Raw genomic sequence first — 26,981 nt, 5'->3', positions numbered from 1 at the left:
TCCCACCGGAGGCAACCATGGACAGAGTGCTCGTCACAGGCGGGGCCGGGTTCATCGGCTCGCACTTCGTCAAACGCATTCTTCGGGGCGAGGACATCGCCGGGGTGATTGTGCTCGACGCCCTCACGTACGCAGGGCACATCGGAAATCTCGGCGAGGCATTCCTCAGCCCGAAACTGACGTTCGTCCACGGCGATGTCCGCGACGGTGGCCTGGTGGACGCATTGATGGAGAAGAGTACGGCCGTCGTCCACTTCGCCGCCGAATCCCACGTCGATCGCTCGTTCTCCGCTGCCGGAGCGTTTCTGTCGACGAACGTGCTCGGCACTCATACGCTCGCGGACGCAGCCATGCGTCATGGCGTCCGGAAGTTCGTGCAGGTCTCCACGGACGAGGTTTACGGACCGCTCACGGACGGCTCAGCCACCGAGGAATACCCGGCTCGGCCCACGGTGCCCTACGCCGTCTCGAAGGCCGCCGGCGACTTCGTGGCGCTGAGCTACTTCCACACCTATGGCGTTCCGGTATGCGTCACGCGCAGTTCGAACAACTACGGCCCGTACCAGCACCCGGAGAAGATCGTCCCTCTGTTCGTGACCAGGCTCCTCAAGGGCGAGGCGGTCACCCTGCACGGCCATGGCCAACACGTCCGCAACTGGCTGCATGTGGAAGACAACTGCGCCGGGATCGAATTGGTCCTGCGCGACGGTGTCCCCGGCGAGATCTACAACATCGCCGGCGGCCTGGATCTCACCAACAAGGAGCTGACCGGTGCGCTCCTGCGCGTGTGCGGCGCCGACTGGGACTCGGTCACCTATGTGCCCGATCGTCGCGCGAACGACATCCGCTATTCCATGGTGTGGACGAAGATCGCCGACACACTCGGCTACCGGCCCACTCAGGACCTCGCCCACGGCCTCGCCGAGACTGCGGACTGGTATCGGAGAAACCCCGGCCACTGGGCGCCGCTCCTGCGTCACCCGCATGTGTACCCGCCCAGGAACCGGCCCGCTCCGGGTGCGGAGGAGGGACACGGCCCATGCGTGACCTGAACCCTGTGAACGGGCTGCCCTTCAGCCAGAACGCCAGGCCGTTCCTCTACGGCGGCGAGCTGGACGCCGTTGCTGCCGTACTGGACAGCGGTCAGTACGGACACGGAGAGGTGACCGAACACTTCGAGCGCGCTGTGGCGGATCTCCTGGGCGTTCCTGATGTGGTCGCCGTCGCCTCCGGTACGGCAGCACTCCACATGGCGCTGGCGGTGGCCAACATCGGCCCCGGCGATGAGGTGATCGTGCCGTCCATGACGTTCTGCGCCACCGTCCAGGCGATCCGGGCCTGCGGGGCGCGGGCGCGGTTCGCCGAGGTCTCCCCGGACACGCTGTGCATCACCGGCCGAGACGTGATGGACACGCTCACCCCGTCGACCCGCGCGGTGGTGCCCGTCCTCTACGGCGGCCGGGCGGCAGATCTCTCGGACATCCATGAAACGCTGGCCGACAGGGGCATCGCGATCGTGGAGGATGCCGCACACGCTTTCGGGTCCCGCTACGGAGGCGGGCGCGTCGGGGCCGCCGGCCTGCTGACCTGTTTCAGTTTCGGCCCGATCAAGAACGTGACCTGCGGCCAGGGCGGCGCGCTCGTCCCGCGCACCCCGGAAGAGGCCATGCGGGTGCGGCGGATGCGTCTGCTGGGAATGGCCGAGTCACCGGCGGAACGTGCTCGCAGCGCGTCGTATCGTGTTGAGGGCTTCGGAGTCCGCGCCCACCTGTCGCAGATCAATGCCGCGATCGGCCTGGCTCAATTGGCGAACTTTCCCGTGCTGGAGGCCAAGCGCAAACAGCTGTGGCGCCAGTACGAGTCAGCGCTCACGAGTGTGAGCGGCGTGCGCCTGGTGGACGTGGATGTGGACCGGTCCGTGCCTTCCCTGTGCGCGGTGCGGGTACCGGACCGGGACCGTGTCTTTCATGCTTTGCAGGCCTGCGGCATCGGCGCGGGTGTGCACTACCCGCCCAACCATCTCCAACCCGCCTTCGCCCGCTGGCATCGGCCGCTGCCGGTCACCGAGAGGATCGGCGAGGAGATCCTCACGCTCCCGTTCCACCAGCTCATGGGCGCGGACGAGGTCCGTACGGTCGTGTCGGCGCTGGAAGGGGCCCTGCGGTGAGGCGGGCGGCGGTGCTCGGGAAGGGCCGGCTGGCCGTGCACTCGTGCGAGACGATCGCGGAACTGCCGGACACGATCCTGGACACCGTGGTGCCCAATGCCTCCGAACCGGACTGGGACATTCGTCTGTCGGAGCATGCGGCCGAGCAGTGGCCCGACGTCCGTATTCTCCGCTCGGGCGACTGGCGGGACCTGGAACCGGGCAGGTGCGACCTCGTGTTCAGCGTCCTCTACGACAGAATCATCGGCCCCGGGCTGATCAACTCCACCGACATGCTCATCAACTGCCACCCCGGGCGGCTTCCTCAGTACCGGGGAGTACGGCCGGTGAACTGGGCACTGCGCAACGGCGAACATCTGCACGGCGTCACGATCCACATCATCGATGGCGGTATCGACTCGGGGCCCGTCCTCGGGGAGGCCTTGTTCTCCATCTGGCCGGACATCGACGAGGTGGAGGACGTGTGGAGGCGAACCATGCGCCACGCAGAACTCCTCATCTCGGACACATTGCCGCTCCTCGGCAGGATCACTCCAAGGGGGCAGGACGGGTCCCTGGCAGTGACGCACTACAGCCGGGACAACGGCTCCCTGGGTGACAGAAGCGACTGGACCCGGACGCTGTCGGACAACAGCACGGAGCACCGGCCGTAGTCCCGCACCGGTCACCCGGATGCGGCGGAGAGGATCACGTCCACGAGCCTGTCCGCCGCGTCCGGCCGTCCGTGCGCCCGGGCCCGCTCCGCCATCGTCTCTCGCCTCGCGGGATCCGTGAGGAGCGGCCCGACCGCGCCGCGCAGACCGTCGGCGTTGACGTCACCGAGCAGGGCGACCGCCGCGCCTGCCTCCTCAAGGTGCCTCGCGTTGTGCGCCTGCTCGTTCCCGGCGGAGGAGGCGAGCGGGATGAACACCGCGGGTTTGCCGAGGGCGGTCAGCTCCGCGAGCGTACCGGCCCCGCTCCGGGAGATCACGACATCGGCCAGCGCCAGGACGTCAGGAAGCTCCGGGCCGACGAACCCGGTCAGGTAGTACCGGCGGGCCGACTCCGTGCGAAGGGCGGCGGCCTGCTGACGCAGGCCCTCGGCATGGTCCGGCCCGCACTGGTGGATCACGTTCGCGCGCTCCAGCAGCCACGGGAGCGCGTCTCGTACGACATCGTTGATCTGCTGCGATCCCTGGGCGCCACCGGTCACGTACACCGTCGGCAGGCGCGGGTCGAAGCCCCGCAGCCCCAGTGCCTCGACCGCTTTGTCCGCGTGCCCGGTCAGCACCTCGGGGCGGATCGGGTTGCCCGTCACCACCGCGGCACCCCGCATCGGCTCGGGCAGGAGCGGCAGGGACGACTCGGACGAGAGCGCGATGCGCGTCGCCGAGCCGGCAAGCTTCCGGTTGGCCAGGCCCAGACGCACGGTCTGCTCGTGCAGCACCAGCGGACGGCGGCACATACGGGCGGCCAGACCTGCGGGAACAGCGACGTACCCGCCGGTGGCGAGCACGACGTCCGGCTGAAAATCAGCGACGATCCTCCGGGCCTGCGCGACGCCGAGCGGCACCCGCGCCATGTCCCGCATGTTCGCGGGCGACACCATCCTGAGCGGATTGGCGGAGCGGCGGATCTTGCCCGTGGCCACCGTGGTGAAAGGGATCCCTTCGGCCGGAGCGACCCGCGCTTCCAGACCGTCCGCCGTGCCGATCCACAGCACGTCCAGCGCTCCGCCGTCCGCCGCGAGCCGGGCCTTCAGCGTCCGGACGGCGGTCAGGGCGGGATACGTATGACCACCGGTCCCTCCCCCCGTGACAATCAGGCGGAAGGCGCGTGGGGAAGGGGAGGAACTGTTCACCCCGCGCACCCTACTGGCTGCCCGACGACGCGGCGGGCGTACACCGCAACCACCGAGGACACGCCCCCGCACTGGGACGACCGGGGCCACCCCTCTTTCCCCCGCCGGGGGCCTCGCGCTGCCCGACCCGCGTCGATACGGGCGGGGTGCGCTCGTCCGGGGCCCGGCCCTGCGTGGCCCGCGTCGGTACGGGGTCCCGCACCTTCCTTCCCCCCGCCGGGGGTACCGCCCACGTGCACTGGCTGCGTGGGCGGGGGTGCAGGGTCGCCCCCGCAGGGGATCGGCGGAGGCCGACCCGCACCCAACCCCGTGAGCACGCTCGCCGACCCCGAGGAGGTGAGCCCGGAGGCCCCGCCAACCCGCACCACCACCCCGGGCCGGGACAGGCCGCACAAAAACCAGCCCCTTGGGGGTCCCCCCGGACGGAGTCTGGGGGAGATTGAGGCGCAGGGGTTCGGGGACTGGTCCCCGACGACGGACCCGCACAAACAAAGCCCGTCCGGCGCTTGAGGACGGACCCGCACCCCGCCCCGGGGCGCACAAACGAACCACCCGCACCCCCAACAGGGTGAACCTGCGCCCGCGCCCACAGCCGTGCGCACCACCCCCCGCGCCGGACGGCGAAGGTGCGGGGGAGCCGCCACCCCCGACACCCCAGGAGCTGCGACCGTTGCCCGCCACGACCTCGCGCACACACCCCTTCGTCCCGGCGTCCCGCCGCCCCCGCGGCCACCCCCGCGGCCCCGGGCGCGGAAACACCGGGCGGCTGCCGCGAGCGCTGCGCCGCGCCGCGCCCGCGCTCGCGGCGTATGTGGCCGTACGGCTGTGCGGTCTGCTGGTGGTCGCGCGGCTGGCGCACGCGCAGGGGCATGGGGTGTGGCCGGTGCTGGCGGCGTCGTGGGACTCGCGCTGGTATCTGGACATCGCGGCGCACGGCTACGCGGACGAGCTGGGTACGCGGGTGAACGCCAACAATCTCGCGTTCTTCCCGCTGTATCCGCTGCTGGTGCGCGCGCTCGCGGCGGTCGTCCCGGGGGCGCCCGCGACGGTCGCGCTGGTGTTCGCGGTGGGCTGTTCCCTGGTCGCCGCGTGGGGGGTGTTCGCGGTCGGGGACCGGCTGTACGGGCGGCGGACCGGCACGGTGCTCGTGGTGTTGTGGGGGGCGCTGCCCGTGGCGCAGGTGCAGTGGATGGGCTATACGGAGTCGCTGTTCACGGCGGTGGCGGCGTGGTCCCTGTACGCGGTGGTGAGCGGCCGGTGGATCGCGGCGGGCGCGCTGGCGTGCCTCGCGGGGCTGGCCCGCCCCACCGGTGTCGCGGTGGCCGCCGCCGTCTGTCTGGCCGCGCTGGTCGCGTGCCGCCGGGGCCCGTACGGCCGGAAGGCGGCGGCCGCCGTGCTCGCCCCGCTGGGCTGGCTGGGGTACGTGGCCTGGGTGGGGCTGCGGGTGGGCCGCCCGGACGGCTATTTCGCGGTGCAGCGGCTGTGGAAGAACGAGTGGGACGGGGGCCGGGCGACGCTGCTGGAGCTGCGTCAGCAGTTGCTGTACGCCAGCCGTCCGCCGCTGTTCCTGCTGCTGGTGTCGGCGGTGCTGATCGTGTCGTCGGTGCTGTACGTGCTGTCGCTCGCGGACCGGCAGCCGCTGCCGCTGCTGGTGTTCAGCGGGGTGCTGCTGCTGGTGGTCCTGGGCAGCGCGGGCGTCTACTTCCCCCGGGCGCGGTTCCTGCTGCCCGCGTTCCCGCTGCTGTTGCCGGCCGCGCGGGCCCTCGCGGGGGCGCGGCCGGTGACGGTGGCGGTGGTGCTGGTGTCCGCGACGGCCCTGTCGGCGTGGTCGGGGGCGTACATGCTGCTGGTGTGGGAGGGCCCGCCGTAACATCCTTTTCCGCCATGACCGGAAGTGTCACCAGCCCCGTACGGCAGAGAAAGAGACAGAGGCATCTCCCGCGCCATATGTCCCACCATGGCGCGAAATCAACGGGGCAATGGCCACTCTCCCCCCTGTGGGCGGACAACTCCCGCAGTACGTTCCCCTCGCTGCGGCCTCGCGCCCGCGGGGCCGGTGAGGGGGAACCGTGAAGAACGCGATCCGACGTTCCATCGCCCTGGGGGGAGCGCTCGCGCTGCTGCCGCTGATGGCGGTCTCGGCCGAGGCGAAGCCGCCGGGCCCGCTCTCCGTGGCGGAAGTGGCCGCGATGAGCCCGGAGCGGCAGGCGGAGGTGCTGGAGCCGCTGCGGCTCGTCGCCGACGCCGCGATCCGAGTGGGCCTGGAGAGACGTACGGACATCTACACCCAGGTCGAGATGGCCTCCGACTACCGCGCGGTCAACGTCTATCTGACCGATATCAGCCAGGGCGGCCAGTTCATCGCCGAGGTGCGCCGGATCAGCCCCAAGGCGGACACCGGGCTGATCGACATCGTTCAGGGCAAGAAGTCCCGGCAAGCGCTCAACAAGGAGGTCGACCAACTCACCGAACGCTCCGACCTGCCGTTCGAGGTCTCCCTCGCGGGAACGTCGACGGACGGCGGGACGATCGAACTGTCCGTGGACAAGCCCCAGGCCGCCCGGAGCTGGCTCACCGGCAGACAGGCAGCCGCGTCCGCCACGCCCGTGCGGGTCCGGCAGGCACCCGCGTCCGCCGCGACGCCTGTGACCCGGTGGAACGACATCCCCCCGTTCTACGCGGGGGCCGCCCTCGGACCGGGCTGGGGCGCGCAGTCGTACTGCACCAGCGGGATTCCCGCCATCAGCACCTGGGACGGCCGTCAGTGGCTGGTCACGGCCGGACACTGCTACGGCGTGGGCACCCAGGTGACGACGGCCGGCGGGAACAACGTGGGCCGGGTCGAGTACAACCGGGCCGACCTCGACGCGGCCCTCATCGAGACCCGGACGAATCGTTTCACCTGGGACGGTGTCGACGCGACGGGCTACACCCGCTATCTGAACGGCGTCCGCAATGTCGCCGTCGGCGACTTCACCTGCCAGCTCGGCTACAACTCCAAGGTCGTCTGCAATATCCGGACGGTCTACGCGGGCAATGCCGTCTGGAACTTCGGCACCGGCCCGATACGGGGCAGCTACGGTGTGCCGCACGCGGGCGGCGTGGTCGTCCGGGGCGGGGACAGCGGCGGCCCGGTGATCTACCTCAACGATCCGGAATCCCGGCAGCTCAACGGCATCGTCAGCGCCGGATGGGGCTGTGACGCCAACAAGATCTGCACCACCGCGGTGGGCTGGGTCGACGTGTGGTCCATCTTCAACGGGTTCTCCCTCAAGCTGAACCCGTCCTGATCCGGCGGGCCCCGGTGGGTGCGCCGGGCATCGGCACACCCACCGGGCGCCCTGGACGAAGGCGCCCTGGACGAAGGGCGTCCTAGACGAAGGGCGTCCTGACGTCGACCCCCGACAGCACCTGCCCGTACAGCTCCAGGTTGGTCGCGGGAGTGACGAACGCGTGCAGGCTCAGGGCGTTCAGATCGCGCACGATCCGCTGGATCGGCACCTCGTGGTAAAGGGACGACGCCCCCGACGCGGAGCCGATCAGGTCGCCCGCCTCCTTGCACAGCCGCGCCAGATATCCGGCCTGTGCCCGGATCCGGACCCGTTCCTCCGTGGTGTACGGCTCGCCGCTGGCCGCCTTGGACTCCATCAGCTCCACGAGGTCGGCGGCGAGCAGCCGGGCGGAACGGGCCTTCATCTCGGCCTCGGCGAACTGGAGGTGCGTGACCGTGGCCTCGTTCTGCCGCTCGTAGAAGGTGTACGTGATGCCCCGCTGGTGGATGCGGTCCCGGAACTCGGCCAGGGCCGCCCGGGCCAGGCCGAGGGCGGTCGAGGCCGTCCACGCGGAGAACAGCTGCATCACCGGCATCCTGTAGAAGGGGTCGGCGTTGTTGCGCAGCGACGGGAACGTCCCGGCCATGAGCGGCTCCACCGGCAGGACGCGGTGGGCGGGCACATGGACGTCCCGGGCGACGACGGTGTTGCTGCCGCTGCCGGTCAGGCCGGTGACGTCCCAGTCGTCCAGTACGTCGAGGTCGGCCATGGGAATCGCCAGCCACAGCAGCTCCGGCGGGCCGTCCGGGGTGTCGGCGAGCGCGGTGAGCAGATGCCAGTCGGCGTCCTGGCAGCCGGTCGCGAAGGGGGACTTCCCGGTCACCGTGTAGCCGCCGTCCACGGGTACGGCCTGCGCGCCCGGGACGAGTGTGCCGCTGACGCGTACGTCGGGGCCGGTGAAGATGTCGTCCTGGGCCTCGTCGGGGAACAGGGACGCGACGAACGCGGTCCCGGCCTGGATCATCACCGTGTATCCGGCCGATCCGCACGCGGCGGTGACCTCGCTGAGCACGTCGATCTGGGTCCGCAGCGGGGTCTGGTAGCCGCCGTAGTGGCGGGGGACGTTCATCCGCAGGATCCCGGAGTCCCGCAGGGCCTCGGCCACCTCACCCGTCACCCTCCGTCGCCGTTCCGCGCGCGCGGAGTGGGAGCGGATGAGCGGACGCAGCTCACGGACGCGTGCGAGAAGATCGGTATCGGTACCAGGTGCTGACGAACCGGCCACGGACGACCTCCGGTCTCGGGTCACAGCGGACCCCTCACCGTGGCGCCGATCACGGTGCCTGTCAATGCCGCCCCGGGCGGCCGGCGGCCCCGGCTACGCGGCCACGAACAGGGCCAGGAGCAGTGCCCCGCCGACCACGGCCGGCGCGATGATCTCGTACGCCCAGCGGATCGCGACCGCGCCCTTGGCGCCCGGCCGGCCCTCGTTGTTCTCGCACAGCAGCCGCAGCTCGCGGATGGTCTGGTCGACCTGCGCCCGCTTGATCTCGCCCACCGGCTCCACGCCGGTCCCGGCGGTGCGGGCCGCCTTCATCTCCTGGCGGGTCGCCTTCTTGCGCTGCCGCAGCGAGACGGGCACGGCCCAGAGCGCGTACTTCTTCCCGTCGTCGGTCAGCAGCTCGGTGGAGTACTCGGCGCGGAATTCGTCCACCTGCGACCAGGGGACGTCGATGGTGCGGAAGGGGTTGCGGATGCGGAGCCGGTCCTCGTTCGCGAGGACGACGGGCCGCAGCGTGAACGCCACCACGAGCGGGACCAGGAACATCAGCCAGGCGATGGCCAGCCAGGGCGTGTCCCCCCGGCCCCGGACGATCGCGTCCACACCGAGCCACAGGCCCAGGCCGAGCAGCAGCACGCCGCCCACCAGTCCGGCGGGGGATCGGAAGGCCCGATCCGCGTACGAGGGTTCCACGGGCGACTGCGAGCTGCTCATACCCACGATTCTGCCCCACCGCCGACGGAGGCCGCCTCCGCCCACCGGTGCGGAGGGGCCGCCGGGCCGGTGAAGACCCCGGGCTGGCGCGCGGCGCGGCACGGAAAGGCCCTCAGGACACCCGGGTGCGGCCCGTCACCGCACCCCCCTGTACAGGCAGCTACGCGCGTAGATATGCTCCGCTGGTGAGCATGCCCATCGCACCCGCATCCGCCCTCCCGGAGGTCACGGCCTCCGATCAGGCTCTCCGTCGCTTTCTGCACGGGCTCCCCGGGGTCGACCCCGTCGGGCTCGAAGCGCGCGCCGCCTCCCTCGGGACGCGGTCGATCAAGACGACGGCCAAGGCGTACGCCATCGATCTGGCCATCTCGATGATCGACCTCACCACGCTCGAAGGCGCCGACACCCCGGGCAAGGTCCGGGCCCTCGCCGCCAAGGCCGTGCATCCCGATCCGACCGACCGGACCACCCCGCGCACCGCCGCCGTCTGTGTCTATCCGGACATGGTCGCCGCGGCCAAGGAGGGGCTGCGGGGCGCTGACGTCAAGGTCGCGTCCGTCGCCACCGCCTTCCCCGCCGGCCGGGCCGCCCTCGGGGTCAAGCTGGCCGACACTCGCGACGCCGTCGCGGCCGGGGCCGACGAGATCGACATGGTCATCGACCGGGGCGCCTTCCTCGCCGGGAAGTATCTGAAGGTGTACGAGGAGATCGTCGCCGTCAAGGAGGCCGCTGGCCCCGCCCGGCTGAAGGTCATCTTCGAGACCGGTGAGCTGTCGACGTACGACAACATCCGCCGCGCCTCCTGGCTCGGCATGCTCGCGGGGGCCGACTTCATCAAGACGTCCACCGGCAAGGTCGCGGTCAACGCCACCCCGGCGAACACGCTGCTGATGCTGGAGGCCGTGCGCGACTTCAAGCTCCGGACCGGGATCCAGATCGGCGTGAAGCCCGCCGGCGGCATCCGCACCACCAAGGACGCGGTCAAGTTCCTCGTCCTGGTCAACGAGACCGCCGGACCGGCGTGGCTGGACAACCACTGGTTCCGCTTCGGCGCGTCCAGCCTTCTCAACGATCTGCTGATGCAGCGCCAGAAGCTGGCCACCGGCCGTTACTCCGGCCCCGACTACGTGACTGTGGACTGAGCGAGATGACCAGCGACATGACCAAGACAGTGGCGGGCGACCCGTTCGCCTACGCGCCCGCGCCGGAATCCCGCGCGGTCGTCGACATCGCCCCCTCCTACGGCCTCTTCATCGACGGCGAGTTCACGGAGTCCAGCGGCCGGGAGATGGCCAAGACCCTCTCCCCCGCGACCGAGGAGGTCCTCGCGGAGTACACGCAGGGCACCGCGGAGGACGTGGACCGCGCGGTCGCCGCCGCGCGCAAGGCGTTCGAGAAGTGGTCCGCGCTGCCCGGCGCCGAGCGGGCGAAGTACCTCTTCCGGATCGCCCGGATCATCCAGGAGCGCAGCCGTGAGCTGGCGGTGCTGGAGACCCTGGACAACGGCAAGCCGATCCGCGAGACCCGGGACGCGGACCTGCCCCTGGTCGCCGCGCACTTCTTCTACTACGCGGGCTGGGCCGACAAGCTGGAGCACGCGGGCTTCGGGGCGAACCCCCGGCCGCTGGGTGTCGCGGGCCAGGTCATCCCGTGGAACTTCCCGCTGCTGATGCTGGCGTGGAAGATCGCCCCGGCGCTGGCGGCCGGCAACACGGTCGTCCTCAAGCCCGCCGAGACGACGCCGCTGTCCGCGCTCTTCTTCGCGGACATCTGCCGCCAGGCGGGGCTGCCCCGGGGCGTGGTGAACATCGTCACCGGCGACGGCCGCACCGGCGCGTCCCTGGTCGCGCACCCGGGCATCGACAAGGTGGCGTTCACGGGCTCCACGGCGGTCGGCAAGGCCATCGCCCGCCAGGTGGCGGGCACGGACAAGCGGGTCACGCTGGAGCTGGGCGGCAAGGGCGCCAACATCGTCTTCGACGACGCGCCCATCGACCAGGCCGTCGAGGGCATCGTCACCGGCATCTTCTTCAACCAGGGCCAGGTCTGCTGCGCGGGCTCCCGGCTGCTGGTCCAGGAGTCCATCCAGGACGAGCTGCTGGACGCGCTCAAGCGCCGGCTGTCCACGCTCCGCCTGGGCGACCCGCTGGACAAGAACACCGACATCGGCGCGATCAACTCCGCCGAGCAGCTGGCCCGGATCACCGCGCTCGCCCAGTCCGGCGAGGCGGAGGGCGCCGAGCGCTGGTCCGCCCCGTGCGAGCTGCCGTCCGCGGGCTACTGGTTCGCGCCGACCCTCTTCACCGGGGTCACGCAGGCGCACACGATCGCCCGTGACGAGATCTTCGGCCCGGTGCTGTCGGTGCTGTCGTTCCGTACCCCGGACGAGGCCGTCGCCAAGGCCAACAACAGCCAGTACGGCCTGTCGGCGGGCATCTGGACCGAGAAGGGTTCCCGCATGCTCGCGGTCGCGGGCAAGCTCCGGGCGGGTGTCGTCTGGGCCAACACGTTCAACAAGTTCGACCCGACCTCGCCGTTCGGCGGCTACAAGGAATCGGGCTTCGGCCGCGAGGGCGGTCGCCACGGCCTGGAGGCGTACCTCGATGTCTGAGACTGCACGACTGAGCGTGTTCAAGACCTACAAGCTGTACGTGGGCGGGAAGTTTCCGCGTTCCGAGAGCGGCCGGGTGTACGAGGTGACGGACGTCAAGGGCAAGTGGCTGGCGAACGCGCCCCTGGCCTCCCGCAAGGACGCCCGGGACGCCGTGGTCGCGGCCCGCAAGGCGGTCGGCGGCTGGTCGGGCGCGACCGCGTACAACCGGGGCCAGGTCCTCTACCGCGTCGCGGAGATGCTGGAGGGCCGCCGGGAGCAGTTCGTCCGTGAGGTCGCGGACGCGGAGGGCCTGTCCAAGTCGAAGGCGGCGGCCCAGGTGGACGCGGCGATCGACCGGTGGGTCTGGTACGCCGGGTGGACCGACAAGATCGCCCAGGTGGTCGGCGGCGCCAACCCGGTGGCGGGGCCGTTCTTCAACCTCTCCACACCGGAGCCGACCGGCGTGGTCGCGGTGCTGGCGCCCCAGGACTCGTCCTTCCTGGGCCTGGTCTCGGTGATCGCCCCCGTGATCGCCACCGGCAACACGGCCGTGGTCGTGGCGGGCGAGCGGGCCCCGCTGCCCGCGCTCTCCCTCGGCGAGGTGCTGGCCACCTCCGACCTCCCCGGCGGTGTGGTCAACGTCCTCTCCGGCCGTACGGCGGAGATCGCGGCCCCGCTCGCCGCGCACCAGGACGTCAACGCCATCGACCTCACCGGCGCGGACGCGGCCCTGGCCGTGGAGCTGGAGACGGCGGCCGCCGACAACCTCAAGCGGGTGCTGCGGCCCGGCGCCGAGGAGTGGGCGGCCGACCCGGGCACCCGGCGGATGACCGCGTTCCTGGAGACCAAGACGGTCTGGCACCCCACGGGGGCGCTGGGCGCGGCCGGCTCCTCCTACTGAGCGGCATGACGACGCCCCCGCCGTCCACGACCGGACGGCGGGGGCGTCGTGTCGCACGGGCGCTACAGCGGCAGGCCCTGCACCAGCGGGCCGAGCACCGGCAGTTCGCTGAGCGAGTCGCCCTGGGCCAGCGGCCCGGTGGCCGCCTGGGTGGAGATCGGCTTGAAGTCGGCGACCTGGGCGGCGGCCCCGTTGGCCAGCGGGTCGACCCCGGTCTTCGCCAGCGGGTTCAGCTGGAGCCGGGTCAGCTCCCCGAGCCCGGTCACCGAGTTGGTGACCGCCCCCGCCAGGGGGAGCCCGCCGGTGGGCCCGGCCAGGGTCGAGGCGACGGAGTCGAGGGGCCCCGGGGGGACCGGTGCCGCGTGCGCGGTGTCCCCCGCGCCGACGGCGGCGGCCACCGCCGCCACGGTGAGACCGGCGCTCAGGGCGAAGCGCCGGGACGGGTGGGATGCGTGACGTGCCATGGGATGAGGGCTCCCGCCTGACGAGCGATCCGGACGGCGGTCCAGTCGGGTGACGGGGACCGCAGTCCAGTTGGGTGACGACAAGGACACCGAGCGTAGTGGAGATGTGATTCTCCCTCCACCGCTCTCCCCGGAGGGTCCCCTTCACGAGTCAATGCCTCACACTGGTGTCCCGTGACTGCTTCCCCCACGCCCACGCGTGTCGTGCTCCTCGCGGGCCCCTCCGGCTCCGGAAAGACCTCCCTCGCCGCGCTCTCGGGACTGCCCGTGCTGCGCCTGGACGACTTCTACAAGGAGCACGACGACCCCACGCTGCCGCGCGTCGCCGGGGGCACGGCCACCGACTGGGACTCGCCCCTGTCCTGGGACACGGAGACGGCGGTCGCGGCCATCGCCGCGCTGTGCCGTACCGGGCGTACCGACGTCCCGGTGTACGACATCGCCACCAGCTCCCGGAGCGGGAGCACCGCGTTCGAGACCGGTGGTGCGCCGTTGTTCATCGCGGAGGGGATCTTCGCGGCGGAGCTGGTGACCCGCTGCCGCGAGCTGGGGCTGCTGGCGGACGCGCTCTGTCTGCGGGGGCGTCCCTCGACGACCTTCCGCCGCCGGCTCGCCCGTGATCTGCGCGAGGGGCGCAAGTCGGTGCCGGTGCTGCTGCGGCGGGGGTGGCGGCTGATGCGCTCGGAGCGTTCGATCGTGGCCCGGCAGACCCGGCTGGGGGCGCACCCCTGCGGCCGGGACGAGGCGCTGGGGCGGCTGGCGGTCGCGGCGGGCGGGAACACCGCCGCGCGGCCCCCGGCCCGTCAGTCCGGCTGACCGGGCGCGCCCTGCCCGTACCGCCGCCCCCTAGGGGCACGCATGAAGAGCGGGACCGGACAAGACCCCCCGGCCCGTCCGATCCCGCTCTCCCCCGTTCCCCCCGTGCTCCACGCGGGTCCCCCGACCCTTGTGGCCCCCCTCTTGCCCGCCGCTCCCCCGAACGACGGCCCCCCTCGTTCCCCCGTGGGGTGTCCCGTATTACTGGTGGGACCCCCCGTTCCCTCAGGCCACCAGCTCGCCGAAGGACTCCTCCTCGTCACGGCCGAAGCTGAGGACCTGGTCCTCGCGCAGCCGGCGGAGCGACCGCCAGATGCTCGACTTCACCGTGCCGACACTGATGTCCAGGATCTTCGCGATCTCCGGGTCGGTGCGGCCCTCGTAGTAGCGCAGGACCAGCATCGTCCGCTGGAGTTCGGGCAGCCTGGCCAGCGCCTGCCAGAGCACCGCGCGCAGCTCGGTCCCCCGCATCGCGTCGGTGTCGCTCGCCGTCTCCGGCAGCTCCTCCGTGGGGTACTCGTTGAGCTTGCGCCGGCGCCAGGCGCTGATGTGCAGATTGGTCATGGTCCGCCGGAGATAGCCGCCGACGGCCGCCTTGTCGCTGATCCGGTCCCAGGCCCGGTAGGTGGAGAAGAGGGCGCTCTGGAGCAGGTCCTCGGCCTCGAACCGGTCTCCGGTCAGGTGGTAGGCGGTCGCGTACAGGGAGGAACGACGTTCCTGCACATAGGCGGTGAACTCCGCCTCGGTCAGGCTCGGCCGTCCCCCGTTCTCCCGGTACGCGGCCCCCGGGCCGACGGTCGTCGTGGCGTTGGCACCCGTGGTGACAGCCCCCGTGGTGGTGGCGTCGACGACCGTCATGTACGACGGCTTGTGCTGGCGCCCGGTGCCGCGAACGCACCCCCGCCCGTTCACGGCACCGGACTTCTCCAGAGCCCGCCCGACGTCGTGAAGACGCGTGACAACTGCGCTTGAGGTGGTGCTGTGCAGTGCTTTCATCCCGCGCCCCCCGTCGAGTGGAGTTCGTTTCCGTCCGTGTGCCACACAGCTTGCCCAGGCAGTTTCATGGCGGTGTCCGCCGACTGTCACAGACCTGTCACAGGGAAAGGGAGAGCAGTGGAGTGACGGGTGTGACAGGGCTGGCGTCGGTGGCGCGGCCGGCCCGGCCGGGACCCGTCCCGCCCGATCACCGGGATCCACCGGTCGTACTCCGGCGCGGCCATGGGCCAGAATGGCCCCTGTGCCTTTCCTGTTGCTGATCGAGGACGACGACGCCATCCGCACGGCCCTCGAACTCTCGCTCTCCCGCCAGGGCCACCGTGTGGCCACCGCGGCGACGGGCGAGGACGGCCTGAAGCTGCTCAAGGAGCAGCGGCCCGATCTGATCGTGCTGGATGTGATGCTGCCAGGGATCGACGGCTTCGAGGTGTGCCGCCGGATCCGGCGCACCGACCAGCTGCCGATCATTCTGCTGACCGCGCGCAGCGATGACATCGACGTGGTGGTGGGGCTGGAGTCCGGCGCCGACGACTACGTGGTCAAGCCGGTGCAGGGCCGGGTGCTGGACGCCCGGATCCGCGCGGTGCTGCGCCGGGGCGAGCGGGAGGCCACCGACTCGGCGACCTTCGGCTCGCTGGTGATCGACCGCTCCGCCATGACCGTGACGAAGAACGGTGAGGATCTTCAGCTCACGCCGACCGAGCTGCGGCTGCTGCTGGAGCTGAGCCGACGGCCGGGGCAGGCGCTGTCCCGGCAGCAGTTGCTGCGGCTGGTGTGGGAGCACGATTACCTCGGGGACTCCCGGCTGGTGGACGCGTGCGTCCAGCGGCTGCGGGCGAAGGTGGAGGACGTGCCGTCCTCGCCGACCCTGATCCGTACCGTGCGCGGTGTGGGCTACCGGCTGGACGCCCCGCAGTGAGCGCACGCGCCACCGTCACCATCACCACCGCCGTCGCTTGCGTCGCAGCGGTCGCGAAGGGCGCCGCCCGGTGAGCGGTGCCGCCAAGCGCGCGCTCCTCGCCGGGCTGCGCTGGACCAGCCTGCGGCTGCGGCTGGTCGTCGTCTTCGCCGTGGTCGCGCTGACCGCCGCCGTGTCCGCGTCGGGCATCGCCTACTGGCTCAACCGGGAGGCCGTACTGACCCGGGTGCAGGACTCCGCGCTGGACAGCTTCCGCAAGGACATGCAGAACCGGGCGGCGGCACTGCCGCTGCGCCCCACCCAGCCGGAACTGGAGCAGACCGCGCTCCAGATGGCGAACGGGCAGGCGGGGTACGGGGTGCTGCTGCTGGGCGAGCGCGCGGCGGGCAAGCCGGTCGTCGGCACGTCCGACCAGGATCTCTACACGCTGGACCGGGTGCCGGACGCGCTGCGCACGGCCGTGAACAAGCGGCAGGACACGGGCCCCGACGGGGCCGCGCAGTACCACCTGTACTGGCAGCGCACGGAGGTGGCGGGCGAGCCGTATCTGGTGGGCGGCGCCCGGATCACGGGCGGCGGCCCGACGGGCTATGTCTTCAAGTCGCTGGAGCAGGAGCGCGACGATCTGATCACGCTGGCCTGGTCGCTGGGGATCGCCACGGCGCTGGCCCTGGTCGGCTCGGCGCTGCTGGCGCAGGCGGCGGCCACGACCGTGCTCAGGCCCGTACGGCGGCTCGGGGACGCGGCGCGCAGGCTGGGCGAGGGCAAGCTGGACACCCGGCTGCGGGTGTCGGGCACCGACGAACTGGCCGAGCTGGCGCGGACCTTCAACAGGACGGCGGAGTCGCTGGAGAAGAAGGTCGCCGACATGAGCGCCCGGGAGGAGTCCAGCCGCCGGTTCGTGGCGGACATGTCGCATGAGCTGCGGACCCCGCTGACGGCGCTGACCGCCGTGACCGAGGTGCTGGAGGACGAGGTCGACACCCTGGACCCGATGATCGCCCCGGCGGTGACCCTGGTGGTGAGCGAGACCCGGCGGCTGGGCGATCTGGTGGAGAACCTGATGGAGGTCACCCGCTTCGACGCGGGCACCGCCAAGGTCGTCCTGGACACGGTCGACGTCGCGGACCAGGTCACCGCGTGCATCGACGCGCGGGCCTGGCTGGACGCGGTGGAGCTGGACGCCGAGCGCGGGATCATGGCGCGGCTCGACCCGCGCCGCCTCGATGTGATCCTGGCGAATCTGATCGGCAACGCGCTCAAGCACGGCGGTTCGCCGGTACGGGTGTCGGTGCGGCTGGACGAGGGCGCCGGGCTGGTGATCGAGGTACGGGACCACGGGCCCGGGATCCCCGCCGAGGTGCTGCCCCATGTCTTCGACCGCTTCTACAAGGCGAGCGCGTCACGGCCGCGGTCCGAGGGGAGCGGGCTCGGTCTCTCGATCGCGATGGAGAACGCGCTCGCGCACGGGGGCACCATCACCGCCGCCAACTCGCCAGACGGCGACGGCGCGGTGTTCGTGCTGCGGCTGCCCCAGGATCCGTCCGCGCCCCAGGGGTACGCCGACGACCCGATCGACGCCGTGGGCGCCGTGGATCCCGTCGATCCGGACGATCCGGACGATCCGGCAGGCGGTGGGCCGGGGTCGGGCGGAGCGGGCCCGGACGAGGGGACGGGCGGGGTGCGGGACGAGGGGAGCGAGCGGTGAGGAGCGGGGTCCGCGGGCGGTGGGGCGCCCTGGCGCTGGCGGGCGGTGTCCTGCTGCTCTCCGGGTGCGGGATCAGGACGACCCAGGTGCCGGTGAACGACGGCCCCGCGCCGTCCAGGCCGCCGTGCGCGGTGAGCGGCGCCCCGGCGGCCGAGGGGTTCCCGGTGCGGGTGTACCTGGTGTGCGCGTCCGGGCTGAAGCCGGTGGACCGGGTGGTGGAGCTGCCCGCCGAGAGCGCCCACGACGGACGGGTACGGGTCGCCGGCGCGCTCCTCGCGGAGCTGCGGCGGCAGCCGTCGGAGACGGAGCGGGAGGCCGGGTTCACGACGGACGTGCCCGATCCGGTGGTGGTCGGCGGGGCGCGGCCCGGGGATCCGGCGGGCACGCTGCGGCTGAGCCGGCAGCCGGAGGACCTGCCGCCGACGGCGCTCGCGCAGATCGTGTGCACCTTCGCGGAGAGCCAGGCCGCGGTGGCGGGCGGCGCGGTGGTCCTCGGCGGTCCCGGGGAGTATCCGCCGCGGGGCTACAGCTGCCAGGAGCGGGTGCGGGAGCGCCCGGCGGAGCCGGTGCCGACCCTGTCGCCGCTGCCGTCGCCGGAGCCGGAGCCGTCGGCGCCGTCGGCCCCGCAGCTGTCGGGGAGCGTGCTCCGGTGACCTGGGCGCCGTGCGGCCGCTGAGGGGACACCCGGGGGACATCGGGGCCGTTTCCGGGGCCCTGAGGGCCGTCAGGACGGCTCCGCGGACCCTTCCCGGGACCCGGCGGAACCGTTCCCCGGGTGGCGCGCGTCTTGTGTGCCGTGCGGTGTCAAGGTAAGAGCGGCAGTGCCGCGAACCGGTTGCGTGCGGTGGGGGTTCTCCTCCTCCTCGCGCACTTGCTGCTCGTCTGCTGGCTGACCCTGCGCCCGCTGGACGTGCCCTGGGTGACGCCCGCGAACCTGGAGCTGCTGGCCGGCATCCGGGCGGATCTGGAGCTGCCGCCCCGGGACGCGGCGCTGCGGCTCGGCGGGGGGCTGCTGCTGCTGGCGCCGCTGGGTGTGCTGCTGCCGCTGGTGAGCGGCCGGCTCATGGTCTCCCCGGTGGGGTCGCTGGCGCGGACGGTCACAGCGGGGGCGCTGATCTCGCTCGCGATCGAGCTGTTGCAGACGGGGGTGCCGGGCCGGGTCCTCGACGTCGATTCACTGCTGCTGAACACCGCCGGGGTGATGCTGGCGCATCTGCTGGTGGTGCCGTCGGCGCGGGCCCGGCTGCGGCGGCGCCGGGCCCGGCTGCGGGACCGGTCCCCGGCGGCCTCATCGGCGCAGCCCCGGCCCCGGTTCCGGGCGGTGGCCCAGTCGGCCCCGATGGCGCCGCTGATGCCGTCGCCCGTGCGGCGGCCCGGGTCCGGCGGCGGTCCGCTCCTCCGGGAGGAGGGGAGTCCCCCGGGGCCGACCCCGAGGATTTCCAGGGTCGGGATCGCCCCGTAGAGGGACGCTTCATCCCGGTAGGCGGGGGCACCATGGAGGGACAGAGAACGTCGTCCGGCCGGGCCGGGCGGCCACCGGAGGCCCCCCGGAGGACCCCTGAAGCCGGTGGAGCCCGTGAAGCCCGAGCCCATGAAGCCCGAGCCTGTGAAGCCTGTGAAGCCTGTGAAGAGGAGACCGTGATGGCCGCACTTGTCCGCCCGCGCGAGGGACGCATGATCGGTGGCGTGTGCGTGGCGCTGGCCCGGCGCTTCGGCACCTCGGCCGGCGTGGTCCGGACGGTGTTCGCCGTCTCGTGCCTGCTGCCGGGCCCGCAGATCCTGCTCTATCTGGCGCTCTGGGCGCTGCTGCCCGGCCAGTCGAAGTCGGCCGCCACCTCCTGGTAGCGCCCGTCCCGGGTGCCGATGTACGCGCGTGGGGCGCGCGCCGCGTGTGCGGTGCGCGCCCCACGCCGTGTTGCCGGAGCGCCGTACGGAGGGGAAGTGACGGCGGGCGGCGGTCGGTGTCAGAGGGGCTGGGAACTGGCGTTCAGCTGAGGGGTGAGGTTGAGCGGCGCGGGGGCCAGCTTGCCGAGTTCGCCCACCGGGAGGCCGCCGAGCAGGGAGCCCAGCACCTCCTGGGGGGCGCCGGGCGCGACGGCCCGGGTGGCGGCGGTGCCGAGGGTCGCGGGCACGGTGGACGCGCTCTCGACCAGGGCACCCTGGGTGCTGGCCTGGGCGCCCGCCAGGGTCTGGGGAGCGCCGGCGGGCAGCTTGGAGACGACCTTCTGCACCGGCACCGCGCTGGTGACGGCGTCGAGGGAGGTGACTTCTTCGAGGGAGGGCGCGGGAGTGGGCGCGGGCGCGGCGACGGCGGTACCCGCGGCGGCGGCTGCGAAGGCGGCACCGAGCGCGGCGACGCCGAGGGTCCTGGCGGCAGACTGCTTCATCAGGGATGTGTCCTCGGAAAGGGAATGACAGGGAACAGCCGTGGAAACAAAGAGGGAAAACGGCGGCTCCGCAAGCTAGCCACACCAGCAGGGCCGAAGCAAATACCCGGCGCCGTCGATATTTTCGCCTTTTCCGGTGTTCCGCTGCTCTCCCCGGGCCGGGTCCTTCAGCTTTCCGGTGGGGCAGACCGGCTGGTCGTGGCGGTCTGCGAGAACAGCCATTCGGATTTCAGCTCGGCATATCCAGGCTTGATCACATCATTGATCATCGCCAGCCGTTCATCGAAAGGAATGAACGCGGATTTCATCGCATTGACGGTGAACCACTGGAGGTCGTCGAGCGAGTATCCGAAGGCCTCGGTCAGCCGCTCGAATTCCCGGGACATGCTGGTCCCGGACATGAGCCGGTTGTCGGTGTTCACGGTGGCCCGGAAGTGGAGCCGCCGCAGCAGCCCGATGGGATGGTCCGCGTAGGAGCCGACGGCCCCGGTCTGGATATTGGACGTGGGGCACAGCTCCAGCGGTACGCGCTTGTCGCGCACATAGGCCGCGAGCCGGCCGAGGCGGACCTCGCCGCCGGCGGCGACGGAGATGTCGTCGACGATCCGCACCCCGTGGCCGAGCCGGTCGGCGCCGCACCACTGGAGGGCCTGCCAGATCGACGGCAACCCGAACGCCTCCCCCGCGTGAATGGTGAAGTGGTTGTTCTCCCGCTTGAGGTATTCGAAGGCGTCGAGATGGCGGGTGGGCGGATAACCGGCCTCCGCGCCCGCGATGTCGAAGCCGACGACGCCCGAGTCCCGGTGCCGGTTGGCGAGTTCGGCGATCTCCAGGGAGCGGGCCGCGTGCCGCATCGCCGTCAGCAGGGCCCCGACCCGGATCCGGCGGCCGCTCTCCCGCGCCAGCCGCTCCCCCTCCCGGAAGCCCTCGTTCACCACGGCGACGACCTCTTCGAGGGTCAGCCCGCCCTCCAGATGCTGTTCGGGGGCGTAGCGGATCTCCGCGTACACCACCCCGTCCTCGGCGAGATCCTCCGCGCACTCGGCGGCGACCCGGAAGAGCGCGTCCGGTGTCTGCATCACGGCGCAGGTGTGGGTGAAGGTCTCCAGATAGCGTTCCAGCGAACCGGAGTCGGCGGCCTCCCGGAACCAGGTGCCGAGCCGGTCGGGCTCGGTCTCCGGCAGATCGCCGTAGCCGCTCGCGCGGGCGAGGTCGACGACCGTGCCGGGGCGCAGCCCGCCGTCGAGATGATCATGGAGGAGCGCCTTCGGGGCACGGCGGATCTGCTCCGCGGTGGGGCTGTTCAGAGGCTTGATCTCCATTTGCGCACTCTATTCCTACGCGGGTAGAGCCCACCTCGCGCGCTCCGTAACAAAGACCGCGCATACGGGTGGCGCGGGGTATCGCTTCTGCCACTGTTCTGCCATGGCACACCGTGTACTGCCCCGGTGGTGGGGGCGTCGTCAGGAGCGGGATACGGCAGGGACGCGGACAGCGGCGGAGGGGGGCGGGGAACAGCGGCTGGGCCGGGCGTTCCGGGGCCCCGCGCCGGCGCCGGGCGCGGATGCGATGGTGGCCGGGGTGGTGGTGCTGCTGCCCGACGGGGAGCCGCACTCGGACCGGGGCCCGTCGCGGCGTGCCCTGGCCCTGGCGCAGCCGCTGGGCCGGGCGCTGGCCCGCGCGGGCGGCCCGCACGGGCTGGTGGTGCATCCGGTGCGCTACCGCTCCCGGGGGTGGAACGGGAGCGACGCCCGTCTCGCCGCCGACGCGTCGTCGGCCGTCGACGAGGTGGTGCGGCGGTACGGGGACGTACCGGTCTGCCTGGCGGGCCACGGCTTCGGCGGCCGGGCGGCCCTGCACGCGGCGGACCATCCGGCGGTGGGCGCGGTGCTGGCGCTGGCGCCCTGGCTGCCCGGGGCCCGGGACGCCGCCGTCGCTCCTGAGCCGGTGAAGCAGCTGGTGGGACGGCAGGTGCTGATCGTGCACGGCACCAACGACCGGCGGACGGAACCGGACCTGTCGTTCCGGCTGGCGGAGCGGGCGAAGAAAGTGAACCGGAACATATGCCGCTTCGAGGTGCACACGGACGGGAACGCGCTGCGCCAGCACCACGCCGAAGTGCTGGCGCTGGCGACGGACTTCGTCCTCGGGTCGCTCTCGCCGCACCCGTACTCCCGCCCGGTGGCGGACGCGCTGGCGGCGCCGCCGCCGCTGGGGCTGCGGATGCCGCTGGCGGCGGGGTTCGGGCGGTCGCTGCGGCCATGAGCGCGCGCAGGGTCCGCGCGGTACGGCCCGGGGCGGCGCCGGGCATCCTGGCGACCGGACGGGAGGCCCGGGGCCCGGACCCGGACCCGGGGCCGGGGCCGGGGCCGGGGCCGGGGCCGGGGCCGGGGCCGGGGCCGGGGCCGGGGCCGGGGCCGGGGCCGGGGCCGGGGCCGGGGCCGGGGATCACTCCGGAAGGCCCGGCAGCAGCTTCCCCCGCTGGGCGAGAAGGAACTTCTTGAACGCGGCGACGGGGGCGGTGTCGGGATGCCCGTCCAGCCAGGCGACGCCGATCTCGCGGGCCGCGCGGGGCGCGGTCACCGTCAGCTCCACCACCCCGGGCCGGGCCACCGCCGGCGGCGGCAGCAGCGCCACGCCGAGCCCGGCGGCGACCAGTCCGCGCAGGGTCTCGGCCTCCTCGCCCTCGAAGGCGACCTTGGGGGTGAATCCGGCCTGGGCGCAGAGGTCGTCGGTGATCCGGCGCAGCCCGTACCCCGGCTCCAGGGTGACGAAGACGTCGTCGGCGGCCTCCGCGAGACGGACCCGTTTGCGGCGGGCGAGCCGGTGGTCGTCGGGGACGACGAGCCGCAGCCGCTGTTCGTCGAGGCGGCGGGCGACGAGGTCGGGCGCGTCGGGGACGGGTGAGGTCAGGCAGAGGTCGAGATCGCCGGAGCGCAGGCCCCCGAGCATCGCCTCGCCGTAGTTCTGGACGAGGGTGAAGCGGACCTTCGGGTGGTCGGCGCGGAAGGCGCGCAGCAGGGCGGGCACGGTCTCCGAGCCCATGGTGTGCAGAAAGCCGAAGGCGACCTTCCCGGCCCGGGGGTCCGCGTCGGCGCGGACGGCGTCGGCGGCCTTCTCCACCTCGGCGAGGGCGCGCTCGACGGCGGCGAGGAAGGTGCGCCCGGCGGGGGTGAGGGAGACGGTGCGGCCCCTGCGGGCGAAGAGGGCGACCCCGAGGTCCCGTTCCAGGCGGACCATCGCCCGGGAGAGGGTGGACTGCGGTACGCCCATCTCCTGGGCGGCCCGGGTCACGTGCTCCTGGCGGGCGACCCCGGCGAAGTAGGCGAGGCGAGGCGCCAGGAGCAGCGCTGTGTCTTCGATGACATCTTCGTGTCCTGCGTAACTGCCGTGTGACAGCCGAGGCTGTGAGCTGCGGTCATGCACCATGGGAACGATTATCGCCATTCCATGCATTGGACGCATGAAAAGGAGGGGTTTACGTTCGAAACATGCCTGCTGCCAGTACCAAGGCGTCCACCACGGTGGGCGCCGCCTTCGACCCCGCTCCCCTCGCCCCGGGCCGCCCCGGCTTCCGCCGGATGAGCCTCGCCCTCTTCGCCGCCGGTGTGGCGGCCTTCGCCCTCCTCTACTCCACGCAGGCACTGCTGCCCGCGATCTCCTCCGGCTACGGGGTGAGCGCGTCGGCGGCGAGCTGGACCGTCTCGGCCGCGACGGGCGCGCTGGCCCTCTTCGTCCTCCCGCTGTCCGCGCTCTCCGAGCGGTACGGGCGGCGCACCCTGATGACGGCGTCCCTCGTCGTCGCGGTCGCGCTGGGTCTGCTGGTGCCGTTCGCCCCGAGCCTGGAGTGGCTGGTGGTCCTGCGGGCCGTGCAGGGCGCGGCGCTGGCCGGGCTGCCTGCGTCCGCGATGGCGTATCTCGCGGAGGAGGTCAGGCCCACGGCGCTGGTCGGCGCGATCGGACTCTTCGTGGCGGGCAACAGCGTCGGCGGGATGAGCGGCCGGATCGTCACCGGCTGGGCGGCCGAGGCGTGGGGCTGGCGCGCGGGCCTGTTCGCGGTGGGCGTGCTGGCGCTGGCGGGTCTGGCGGCCTTCCGGCTGCTGCTCCCCCGGCCCCGGCGGTTCACACCGGGGACGCTGAGCCCCCGGGCGCTGGCGAGCACCGTGCGCGGGCATCTGGCCGATCCGCTGCTGGGGCGGCTGTACGCGATCGGCGCGCTCTTCATGACGGTGTTCGGCGCGGTCTACACGGTGATCGGCTACCGGCTGACGCAGGAGCCGTTCGGGCTCTCCCCGGGCGTCGTCGGCTCCGTCTTCCTGGTCTATCTGGTCGGTACGGCCTCGTCGGCCGCGGCCGGGCGTCTGGTGGGCCGGCTGGGGCGGCGCGGGGCGCTGTACCTGGCGGTGACGACCACGGCGGCCGGTCTGCTGCTGTCGCTGTCCGACTCGCTGACGGCGGTCCTGCTGGGCCTGGTGCTGATCACGGCCGGTTTCTTCGCCGGGCACGCGGTCGCGTCGGCGGCGGTGAGCCGCACGGCGACCACCGGCCGGGCGCAGGCGTCGGCGCTCTACCAGTCCGCGTACTACCTGGGCAGCAGCGTCGGCGGCACGCTCGGCGCGATCGCCTTCCACGCGGGCGGCTGGCCGGGGACGGTGGGTCTGGCGCTGCTGGCCGTCACCGGCGTCGTCTCGATCACGCTGTACGGGACCCGGGTGGCGCGGCTGGAGCGGCGCTCACTCGTCGTGGCCGGCGCCCCGGCGGTCCGCTGAACCCTCCGGCCCCACCTTCCCGTTCGCAGAGTTGAGCGGGGTTGAGCGGGGCCGTCCGCTGTAGCGGTATCGAGACATTTCCGCACAACGCAGTGTCCCGTATCGTCGTCCTACCGTGTGAGCGACCGCAATCCGGCGGCGTATCTAGGGGGAGTTGAGAACGGTGGGGAATCTGATGCGTGGGGTACGGGGGCCGGGGCGCCGGGCGGGTGTGGTGCTGGGGCTGACCGGGATGCTGGTCCCGCTGACCCTGGCGATCGGCAGCACGCCGGCCGCCGCCGCGTCCGCGTGCACGGCGAAGGCGGGCCCGCACCAGAAGCAGGTGGAGAAGTTCCTCGGCCGCAAGGCCGACGGCAAGCAGTCCACAGCCGACTGCACGGCGATCCGCGCGTTCCAGAAGAAGCACGGCGTCAGCCCGGCGGCCGGCTACGCGGGCCCGCTGACCTGGCAGATCATGAACACGATGATCCAGCAGAAGGCGGCGGGGAAGAACCCCAACAAGGCCGGCAAGTGCCCGGTGAACAAGGGCCGGATCGCCTGTGTGGACCTGACCCGGCAGCTCAGCTGGATCCAGGACGGCAAGAAGCTGAAGTTCGGCCCGGTGCCGGTGCGCACCGGCAAGGACAAGTTCGAGACCCGGACCGGGCTCAAGAAGATCTATATGCGCAACATCGACCACGTCTCCTCGATCTACGACGTGAAGATGCCGTACGCCCAGTTCTTCGACGGCGGCCAGGCCTTCCACTCGGTGACCAAGTCGATGTGGAACCCGCCCGGTTCGGCGGGCTGCGTCAATATGACGCCCTCCAACGCCAAGTCGTACTGGAGCCTGCTCAAAAAGGGCGATGAGGTGTACGTATACGGCCGGAAGCCCGGCACCTGAGCCTCCGTTGTCAGTCCTCTCCGGTAGGTTCCGTGGCGCAGTGGCCATGGGGCTGAATGGGGTGGACCGATGAGTGATCTGGCGACGGGCGGAATCGACGCGGAGCTGGAGAAGTACCGGCGGGAGCTGACCGGTTACTGCTACCGGATGCTGGGCTCCTCCTTCGAGGCGGAGGATGCCGTCCAGGACACGCTGGTGCGGGCCTGGCGCGGTCTGGAGAAGTTCGAGAGGCGTTCGTCGCTGCGGTCCTGGCTGTACCGGATCGCGACGAACGTCTGCCTCGACATGCTGCACGCGGGCAACCGCCGGGCCCGTCCGATGGATCTGTCGGCGCCCACCCCGGTCGCCCAGGCCCAGCTGCGGACCCGCCCGGAGGAGATCTGGCTGGAGCCCGTGCCGGACGGCCGGGTGCTGCCGTCGGTGGCGGACCCGGCGGAGCGCGCGGTGCAGCGGGAGTCGATCAGGCTGGCGTTCGTCGCGGCCCTCCAGCACCTCCCGCCGAAGCAGCGGGCGGTGCTGATCCTCCGCGAGGTGCTGGCGTGGAAGGCGGCGGAGGTCGCCGAGCTGCTGGACACCTCGGTCGCCTCGGTCAACAGCGCACTCCAGCGGGCCCGGGCGACCCTGGCCGAATCACCGCCCGCCGCCTGCGACCCGGCGAACCCGCTGGACGAGGAGCAGCGGGCGCTCCTTGAGCGCTATGTCGCCGCCTTCGAGGGGTACGACATGGAGGCGCTGAAGCAGGTCCTCCACGACGACGCCACGCTCTCCATGCCCCCGTACGACCTGTGGCTCCAGGGCTTCGACGACATCGTGGGCTGGCTGCTGGGCACGGGCTCGGTCTGTATCGGCTCCCGGCTGCTGCCGACCACAGCCAACGGCATGCCGGCCTTCGCGCACTACCACCTGGCGGAGGACGGCGACGGGCACACGCCGTGGGCGCTGATGGTGATGGACATCCGGCAGGGAAGGATCGCCGGGATCAATTCCTTCCTGGACACGGACCGCTGGTTCCCGCTCTTCGGTTTCCCGGAGCGGCTGGCCCCGGGCCAGGTTCTCTAGGCCGTCTCTTACGGATCTTGCTGGGGCTCGCGTGCCCTGGCACCGCGCCTCGCCGCGTTGTCGTCAATCGCCGCTGCTCCGCAGGGACTCATTCCTCCGCCTTGCGATGCACGGCACCAGACCCCGCTCCCTCACCCAGCCTGATCCGTAAGAAACGACCTAGTGACCTGAGTCGGAGATTCGTCGGCAGTAGTGGGCGACTTTGTCGAGG

General features: G+C 72.1%; 26 protein-coding genes. 18 read left to right on the top strand and 8 right to left on the bottom strand.

Annotation, left to right across the window (positions count from 1 at the left end):
* The first annotated feature begins 17 nt into the window (after positions 1-17).
* The 3 genes from SYYSPA8_RS08355 to SYYSPA8_RS08345 are packed head-to-tail and all read left to right on the top strand — an operon-like array spanning position 18 to position 2,820.
* The gene (locus SYYSPA8_RS08355) at positions 18-1,052 is read left to right on the top strand and encodes a dTDP-glucose 4,6-dehydratase (protein ID WP_323446377.1); all 1,035 of its coding nucleotides are present in this window, start codon (positions 18-20) and stop codon (positions 1,050-1,052) included.
* Positions 1,040-2,167 (top strand): DegT/DnrJ/EryC1/StrS family aminotransferase, encoded by a 1,128-nt coding sequence (locus SYYSPA8_RS08350; RefSeq protein WP_323446376.1) that lies wholly within the window; start codon positions 1,040-1,042, stop codon positions 2,165-2,167. Before SYYSPA8_RS08355 ends, SYYSPA8_RS08350 begins: the two co-directional genes overlap by 13 nt.
* On the top strand, positions 2,164-2,820 hold the full coding sequence (locus tag SYYSPA8_RS08345) for a formyltransferase family protein (RefSeq protein WP_323446375.1): 657 nt from the start codon (positions 2,164-2,166) through the stop codon (positions 2,818-2,820). Before SYYSPA8_RS08350 ends, SYYSPA8_RS08345 begins: the two co-directional genes overlap by 4 nt.
* A gap of 11 nt (positions 2,821-2,831) precedes the next feature.
* Here the strand turns inward: SYYSPA8_RS08345 and SYYSPA8_RS08340 are convergent, their stop codons facing one another.
* Positions 2,832-4,007 (bottom strand): UDP-N-acetylglucosamine--N-acetylmuramyl-(pentapeptide) pyrophosphoryl-undecaprenol N-acetylglucosamine transferase, encoded by a 1,176-nt coding sequence (locus tag SYYSPA8_RS08340; RefSeq protein ID WP_323446374.1) that lies wholly within the window; start codon positions 4,005-4,007, stop codon positions 2,832-2,834.
* A 670-nt stretch (positions 4,008-4,677) separates the two neighbouring features.
* Between SYYSPA8_RS08340 and SYYSPA8_RS08335 the strand changes: the two genes are divergently transcribed.
* Both SYYSPA8_RS08335 and SYYSPA8_RS08330 read left to right on the top strand, forming a co-directional pair.
* Positions 4,678-5,877 carry a hypothetical protein gene (locus SYYSPA8_RS08335; protein ID WP_323446373.1) on the top strand — a complete coding sequence of 400 codons (1,200 nt, stop codon included), beginning with the start codon at positions 4,678-4,680 and terminating at the stop codon, positions 5,875-5,877.
* Between the two features lie 199 nt (positions 5,878-6,076).
* A complete protein-coding gene (locus SYYSPA8_RS08330; RefSeq protein ID WP_323446372.1) occupies positions 6,077-7,297 on the top strand; it encodes a trypsin-like serine protease in 1,221 nt (406 codons plus the stop codon).
* Positions 7,298-7,379: 82 nt separating this feature from the next.
* Here SYYSPA8_RS08330 and SYYSPA8_RS08325 read toward each other — a convergent pair whose 3' ends face one another.
* Both SYYSPA8_RS08325 and SYYSPA8_RS08320 read right to left on the bottom strand, forming a co-directional pair.
* The gene (locus SYYSPA8_RS08325) at positions 7,380-8,564 is read right to left on the bottom strand and encodes an acyl-CoA dehydrogenase family protein (RefSeq protein WP_323446371.1); all 1,185 of its coding nucleotides are present in this window, start codon (positions 8,562-8,564) and stop codon (positions 7,380-7,382) included.
* Positions 8,565-8,657: 93 nt separating this feature from the next.
* A complete protein-coding gene (locus tag SYYSPA8_RS08320; protein ID WP_323446370.1) occupies positions 8,658-9,275 on the bottom strand; it encodes a PH domain-containing protein in 618 nt (205 codons plus the stop codon).
* Positions 9,276-9,466: 191 nt separating this feature from the next.
* On the opposite strand from SYYSPA8_RS08320, the gene deoC reads away from it, so the two are divergent.
* From deoC to SYYSPA8_RS08305, 3 genes are read left to right on the top strand one after another with little or no spacing between them, the layout of a single operon-like run.
* Positions 9,467-10,417 carry a deoxyribose-phosphate aldolase gene (gene deoC / locus SYYSPA8_RS08315; protein ID WP_323446890.1) on the top strand — a complete coding sequence of 317 codons (951 nt, stop codon included), beginning with the start codon at positions 9,467-9,469 and terminating at the stop codon, positions 10,415-10,417.
* Positions 10,418-10,422: 5 nt separating this feature from the next.
* Positions 10,423-11,886, top strand: a complete 1,464-nt coding sequence (locus tag SYYSPA8_RS08310; protein ID WP_323446369.1) for an aldehyde dehydrogenase family protein — start codon at positions 10,423-10,425, stop codon at positions 11,884-11,886.
* The gene (locus SYYSPA8_RS08305; RefSeq protein WP_323446368.1) at positions 11,879-12,769 is read left to right on the top strand and encodes an aldehyde dehydrogenase family protein; all 891 of its coding nucleotides are present in this window, start codon (positions 11,879-11,881) and stop codon (positions 12,767-12,769) included. Before SYYSPA8_RS08310 ends, SYYSPA8_RS08305 begins: the two co-directional genes overlap by 8 nt.
* A gap of 62 nt (positions 12,770-12,831) precedes the next feature.
* Here the strand turns inward: SYYSPA8_RS08305 and SYYSPA8_RS08300 are convergent, their stop codons facing one another.
* Positions 12,832-13,233, bottom strand: a complete 402-nt coding sequence (locus SYYSPA8_RS08300) for a hypothetical protein (RefSeq protein ID WP_323446367.1) — start codon at positions 13,231-13,233, stop codon at positions 12,832-12,834.
* 174 nt (positions 13,234-13,407) lie between these two features.
* Here SYYSPA8_RS08300 and SYYSPA8_RS08295 point away from each other — a divergent pair, with 174 nt between their 5' ends.
* Complete coding sequence (locus tag SYYSPA8_RS08295; protein ID WP_323446366.1) at positions 13,408-14,049, top strand: uridine kinase family protein; 642 nt, start codon at positions 13,408-13,410, stop codon at positions 14,047-14,049.
* Between the two features lie 225 nt (positions 14,050-14,274).
* Here SYYSPA8_RS08295 and SYYSPA8_RS08290 read toward each other — a convergent pair whose 3' ends face one another.
* Positions 14,275-15,045, bottom strand: a complete 771-nt coding sequence (locus SYYSPA8_RS08290; protein ID WP_323446365.1) for a SigE family RNA polymerase sigma factor — start codon at positions 15,043-15,045, stop codon at positions 14,275-14,277.
* Positions 15,046-15,286: 241 nt separating this feature from the next.
* On the opposite strand from SYYSPA8_RS08290, the gene afsQ1 reads away from it, so the two are divergent.
* The 5 genes from afsQ1 (at position 15,287) to SYYSPA8_RS08265 (ending at position 19,517) form a co-directional block, all read left to right on the top strand.
* Complete coding sequence (afsQ1, locus tag SYYSPA8_RS08285) at positions 15,287-15,964, top strand: two-component system response regulator AfsQ1 (protein ID WP_323446364.1); 678 nt, start codon at positions 15,287-15,289, stop codon at positions 15,962-15,964.
* Positions 15,965-16,034: 70 nt separating this feature from the next.
* Positions 16,035-17,672, top strand: coding sequence for a HAMP domain-containing sensor histidine kinase (locus SYYSPA8_RS08280; RefSeq protein ID WP_323446363.1), 1,638 nt, complete (start codon positions 16,035-16,037; stop codon positions 17,670-17,672).
* The gene (locus tag SYYSPA8_RS08275) at positions 17,669-18,325 is read left to right on the top strand and encodes a hypothetical protein (RefSeq protein WP_323446362.1); all 657 of its coding nucleotides are present in this window, start codon (positions 17,669-17,671) and stop codon (positions 18,323-18,325) included. Before SYYSPA8_RS08280 ends, SYYSPA8_RS08275 begins: the two co-directional genes overlap by 4 nt.
* A 182-nt stretch (positions 18,326-18,507) precedes the next feature.
* Entirely contained in the window at positions 18,508-19,134 is a 627-nt protein-coding gene (locus SYYSPA8_RS08270; RefSeq protein ID WP_323446361.1) for a VanZ family protein, read from the top strand.
* Positions 19,135-19,313: 179 nt separating this feature from the next.
* Positions 19,314-19,517, top strand: coding sequence for a PspC domain-containing protein (locus SYYSPA8_RS08265; protein ID WP_323446360.1), 204 nt, complete (start codon positions 19,314-19,316; stop codon positions 19,515-19,517).
* A 119-nt stretch (positions 19,518-19,636) separates the two neighbouring features.
* Here the strand turns inward: SYYSPA8_RS08265 and SYYSPA8_RS08260 are convergent, their stop codons facing one another.
* Both SYYSPA8_RS08260 and SYYSPA8_RS08255 read right to left on the bottom strand, forming a co-directional pair.
* Positions 19,637-20,059 (bottom strand): hypothetical protein, encoded by a 423-nt coding sequence (locus tag SYYSPA8_RS08260; protein WP_323446359.1) that lies wholly within the window; start codon positions 20,057-20,059, stop codon positions 19,637-19,639.
* 167 nt (positions 20,060-20,226) lie between these two features.
* On the bottom strand, positions 20,227-21,381 hold the full coding sequence (locus SYYSPA8_RS08255) for an adenosine deaminase (RefSeq protein ID WP_323446358.1): 1,155 nt from the start codon (positions 21,379-21,381) through the stop codon (positions 20,227-20,229).
* A 247-nt stretch (positions 21,382-21,628) separates the two neighbouring features.
* Here SYYSPA8_RS08255 and SYYSPA8_RS08250 point away from each other — a divergent pair, with 247 nt between their 5' ends.
* On the top strand, positions 21,629-22,324 hold the full coding sequence (locus SYYSPA8_RS08250; protein WP_323446889.1) for a dienelactone hydrolase family protein: 696 nt from the start codon (positions 21,629-21,631) through the stop codon (positions 22,322-22,324).
* 183 nt (positions 22,325-22,507) lie between these two features.
* On the opposite strand, the gene SYYSPA8_RS08245 is transcribed toward SYYSPA8_RS08250, so the two are convergent.
* Positions 22,508-23,488, bottom strand: coding sequence for a LysR family transcriptional regulator (locus tag SYYSPA8_RS08245; protein ID WP_323446357.1), 981 nt, complete (start codon positions 23,486-23,488; stop codon positions 22,508-22,510).
* Between the two features lie 62 nt (positions 23,489-23,550).
* On the opposite strand from SYYSPA8_RS08245, the gene SYYSPA8_RS08240 reads away from it, so the two are divergent.
* The 3 genes from SYYSPA8_RS08240 to SYYSPA8_RS08230 all read left to right on the top strand — a co-directional run bounded on the left by SYYSPA8_RS08240 (position 23,551) and on the right by SYYSPA8_RS08230 (position 26,770).
* Positions 23,551-24,828, top strand: coding sequence for an MFS transporter (locus SYYSPA8_RS08240; protein WP_323446356.1), 1,278 nt, complete (start codon positions 23,551-23,553; stop codon positions 24,826-24,828).
* 175 nt (positions 24,829-25,003) lie between these two features.
* Positions 25,004-25,711 carry a L,D-transpeptidase family protein gene (locus SYYSPA8_RS08235; protein WP_323446355.1) on the top strand — a complete coding sequence of 236 codons (708 nt, stop codon included), beginning with the start codon at positions 25,004-25,006 and terminating at the stop codon, positions 25,709-25,711.
* Between the two features lie 69 nt (positions 25,712-25,780).
* Positions 25,781-26,770 (top strand): sigma-70 family RNA polymerase sigma factor, encoded by a 990-nt coding sequence (locus tag SYYSPA8_RS08230; protein WP_323446354.1) that lies wholly within the window; start codon positions 25,781-25,783, stop codon positions 26,768-26,770.
* The last annotated feature ends 211 nt before the right edge of the window (positions 26,771-26,981 follow it).

It is taken from the genome of Streptomyces yaizuensis, from assembly GCF_034961445.1.
Taxonomy (GTDB): Bacteria; Actinomycetota; Actinomycetes; order Streptomycetales; family Streptomycetaceae; genus Streptomyces; species Streptomyces yaizuensis.
This window is presented reverse-complemented; position numbering and strand designations above follow the sequence as displayed.

Bases quoted from the DNA above. Each gene is read 5' to 3' on its own strand.
- SYYSPA8_RS08355 (WP_323446377.1), top strand. From the start codon at position 18: ATGGACAGAGTGCTCGTCACAGGCGGGGCCGGGTTCATCGGCTCGCAC.
- SYYSPA8_RS08350 (WP_323446376.1), top strand. From the start codon at position 1,040: ATGCGTGACCTGAACCCTGTGAACGGGCTGCCCTTCAGCCAGAACGCC.
- SYYSPA8_RS08320 (WP_323446370.1), bottom strand. From the start codon at position 9,275: ATGAGCAGCTCGCAGTCGCCCGTGGAACCCTCGTACGCGGATCGGGCC.
- deoC (WP_323446890.1), top strand. From the start codon at position 9,467: ATGCCCATCGCACCCGCATCCGCCCTCCCGGAGGTCACGGCCTCCGAT.
- SYYSPA8_RS08310 (WP_323446369.1), top strand. From the start codon at position 10,423: ATGACCAGCGACATGACCAAGACAGTGGCGGGCGACCCGTTCGCCTAC.
- SYYSPA8_RS08305 (WP_323446368.1), top strand. From the start codon at position 11,879: ATGTCTGAGACTGCACGACTGAGCGTGTTCAAGACCTACAAGCTGTAC.
- SYYSPA8_RS08300 (WP_323446367.1), bottom strand. From the start codon at position 13,233: ATGGCACGTCACGCATCCCACCCGTCCCGGCGCTTCGCCCTGAGCGCC.
- SYYSPA8_RS08290 (WP_323446365.1), bottom strand. From the start codon at position 15,045: ATGAAAGCACTGCACAGCACCACCTCAAGCGCAGTTGTCACGCGTCTT.
- SYYSPA8_RS08265 (WP_323446360.1), top strand. From the start codon at position 19,314: ATGGCCGCACTTGTCCGCCCGCGCGAGGGACGCATGATCGGTGGCGTG.
- SYYSPA8_RS08260 (WP_323446359.1), bottom strand. From the start codon at position 20,059: ATGAAGCAGTCTGCCGCCAGGACCCTCGGCGTCGCCGCGCTCGGTGCC.
- SYYSPA8_RS08255 (WP_323446358.1), bottom strand. From the start codon at position 21,381: ATGGAGATCAAGCCTCTGAACAGCCCCACCGCGGAGCAGATCCGCCGT.
- SYYSPA8_RS08250 (WP_323446889.1), top strand. From the start codon at position 21,629: ATGGTGGCCGGGGTGGTGGTGCTGCTGCCCGACGGGGAGCCGCACTCG.
- SYYSPA8_RS08245 (WP_323446357.1), bottom strand. From the start codon at position 23,488: ATGGTGCATGACCGCAGCTCACAGCCTCGGCTGTCACACGGCAGTTAC.
- SYYSPA8_RS08240 (WP_323446356.1), top strand. From the start codon at position 23,551: ATGCCTGCTGCCAGTACCAAGGCGTCCACCACGGTGGGCGCCGCCTTC.
- SYYSPA8_RS08235 (WP_323446355.1), top strand. From the start codon at position 25,004: ATGCGTGGGGTACGGGGGCCGGGGCGCCGGGCGGGTGTGGTGCTGGGG.
- SYYSPA8_RS08230 (WP_323446354.1), top strand. From the start codon at position 25,781: ATGAGTGATCTGGCGACGGGCGGAATCGACGCGGAGCTGGAGAAGTAC.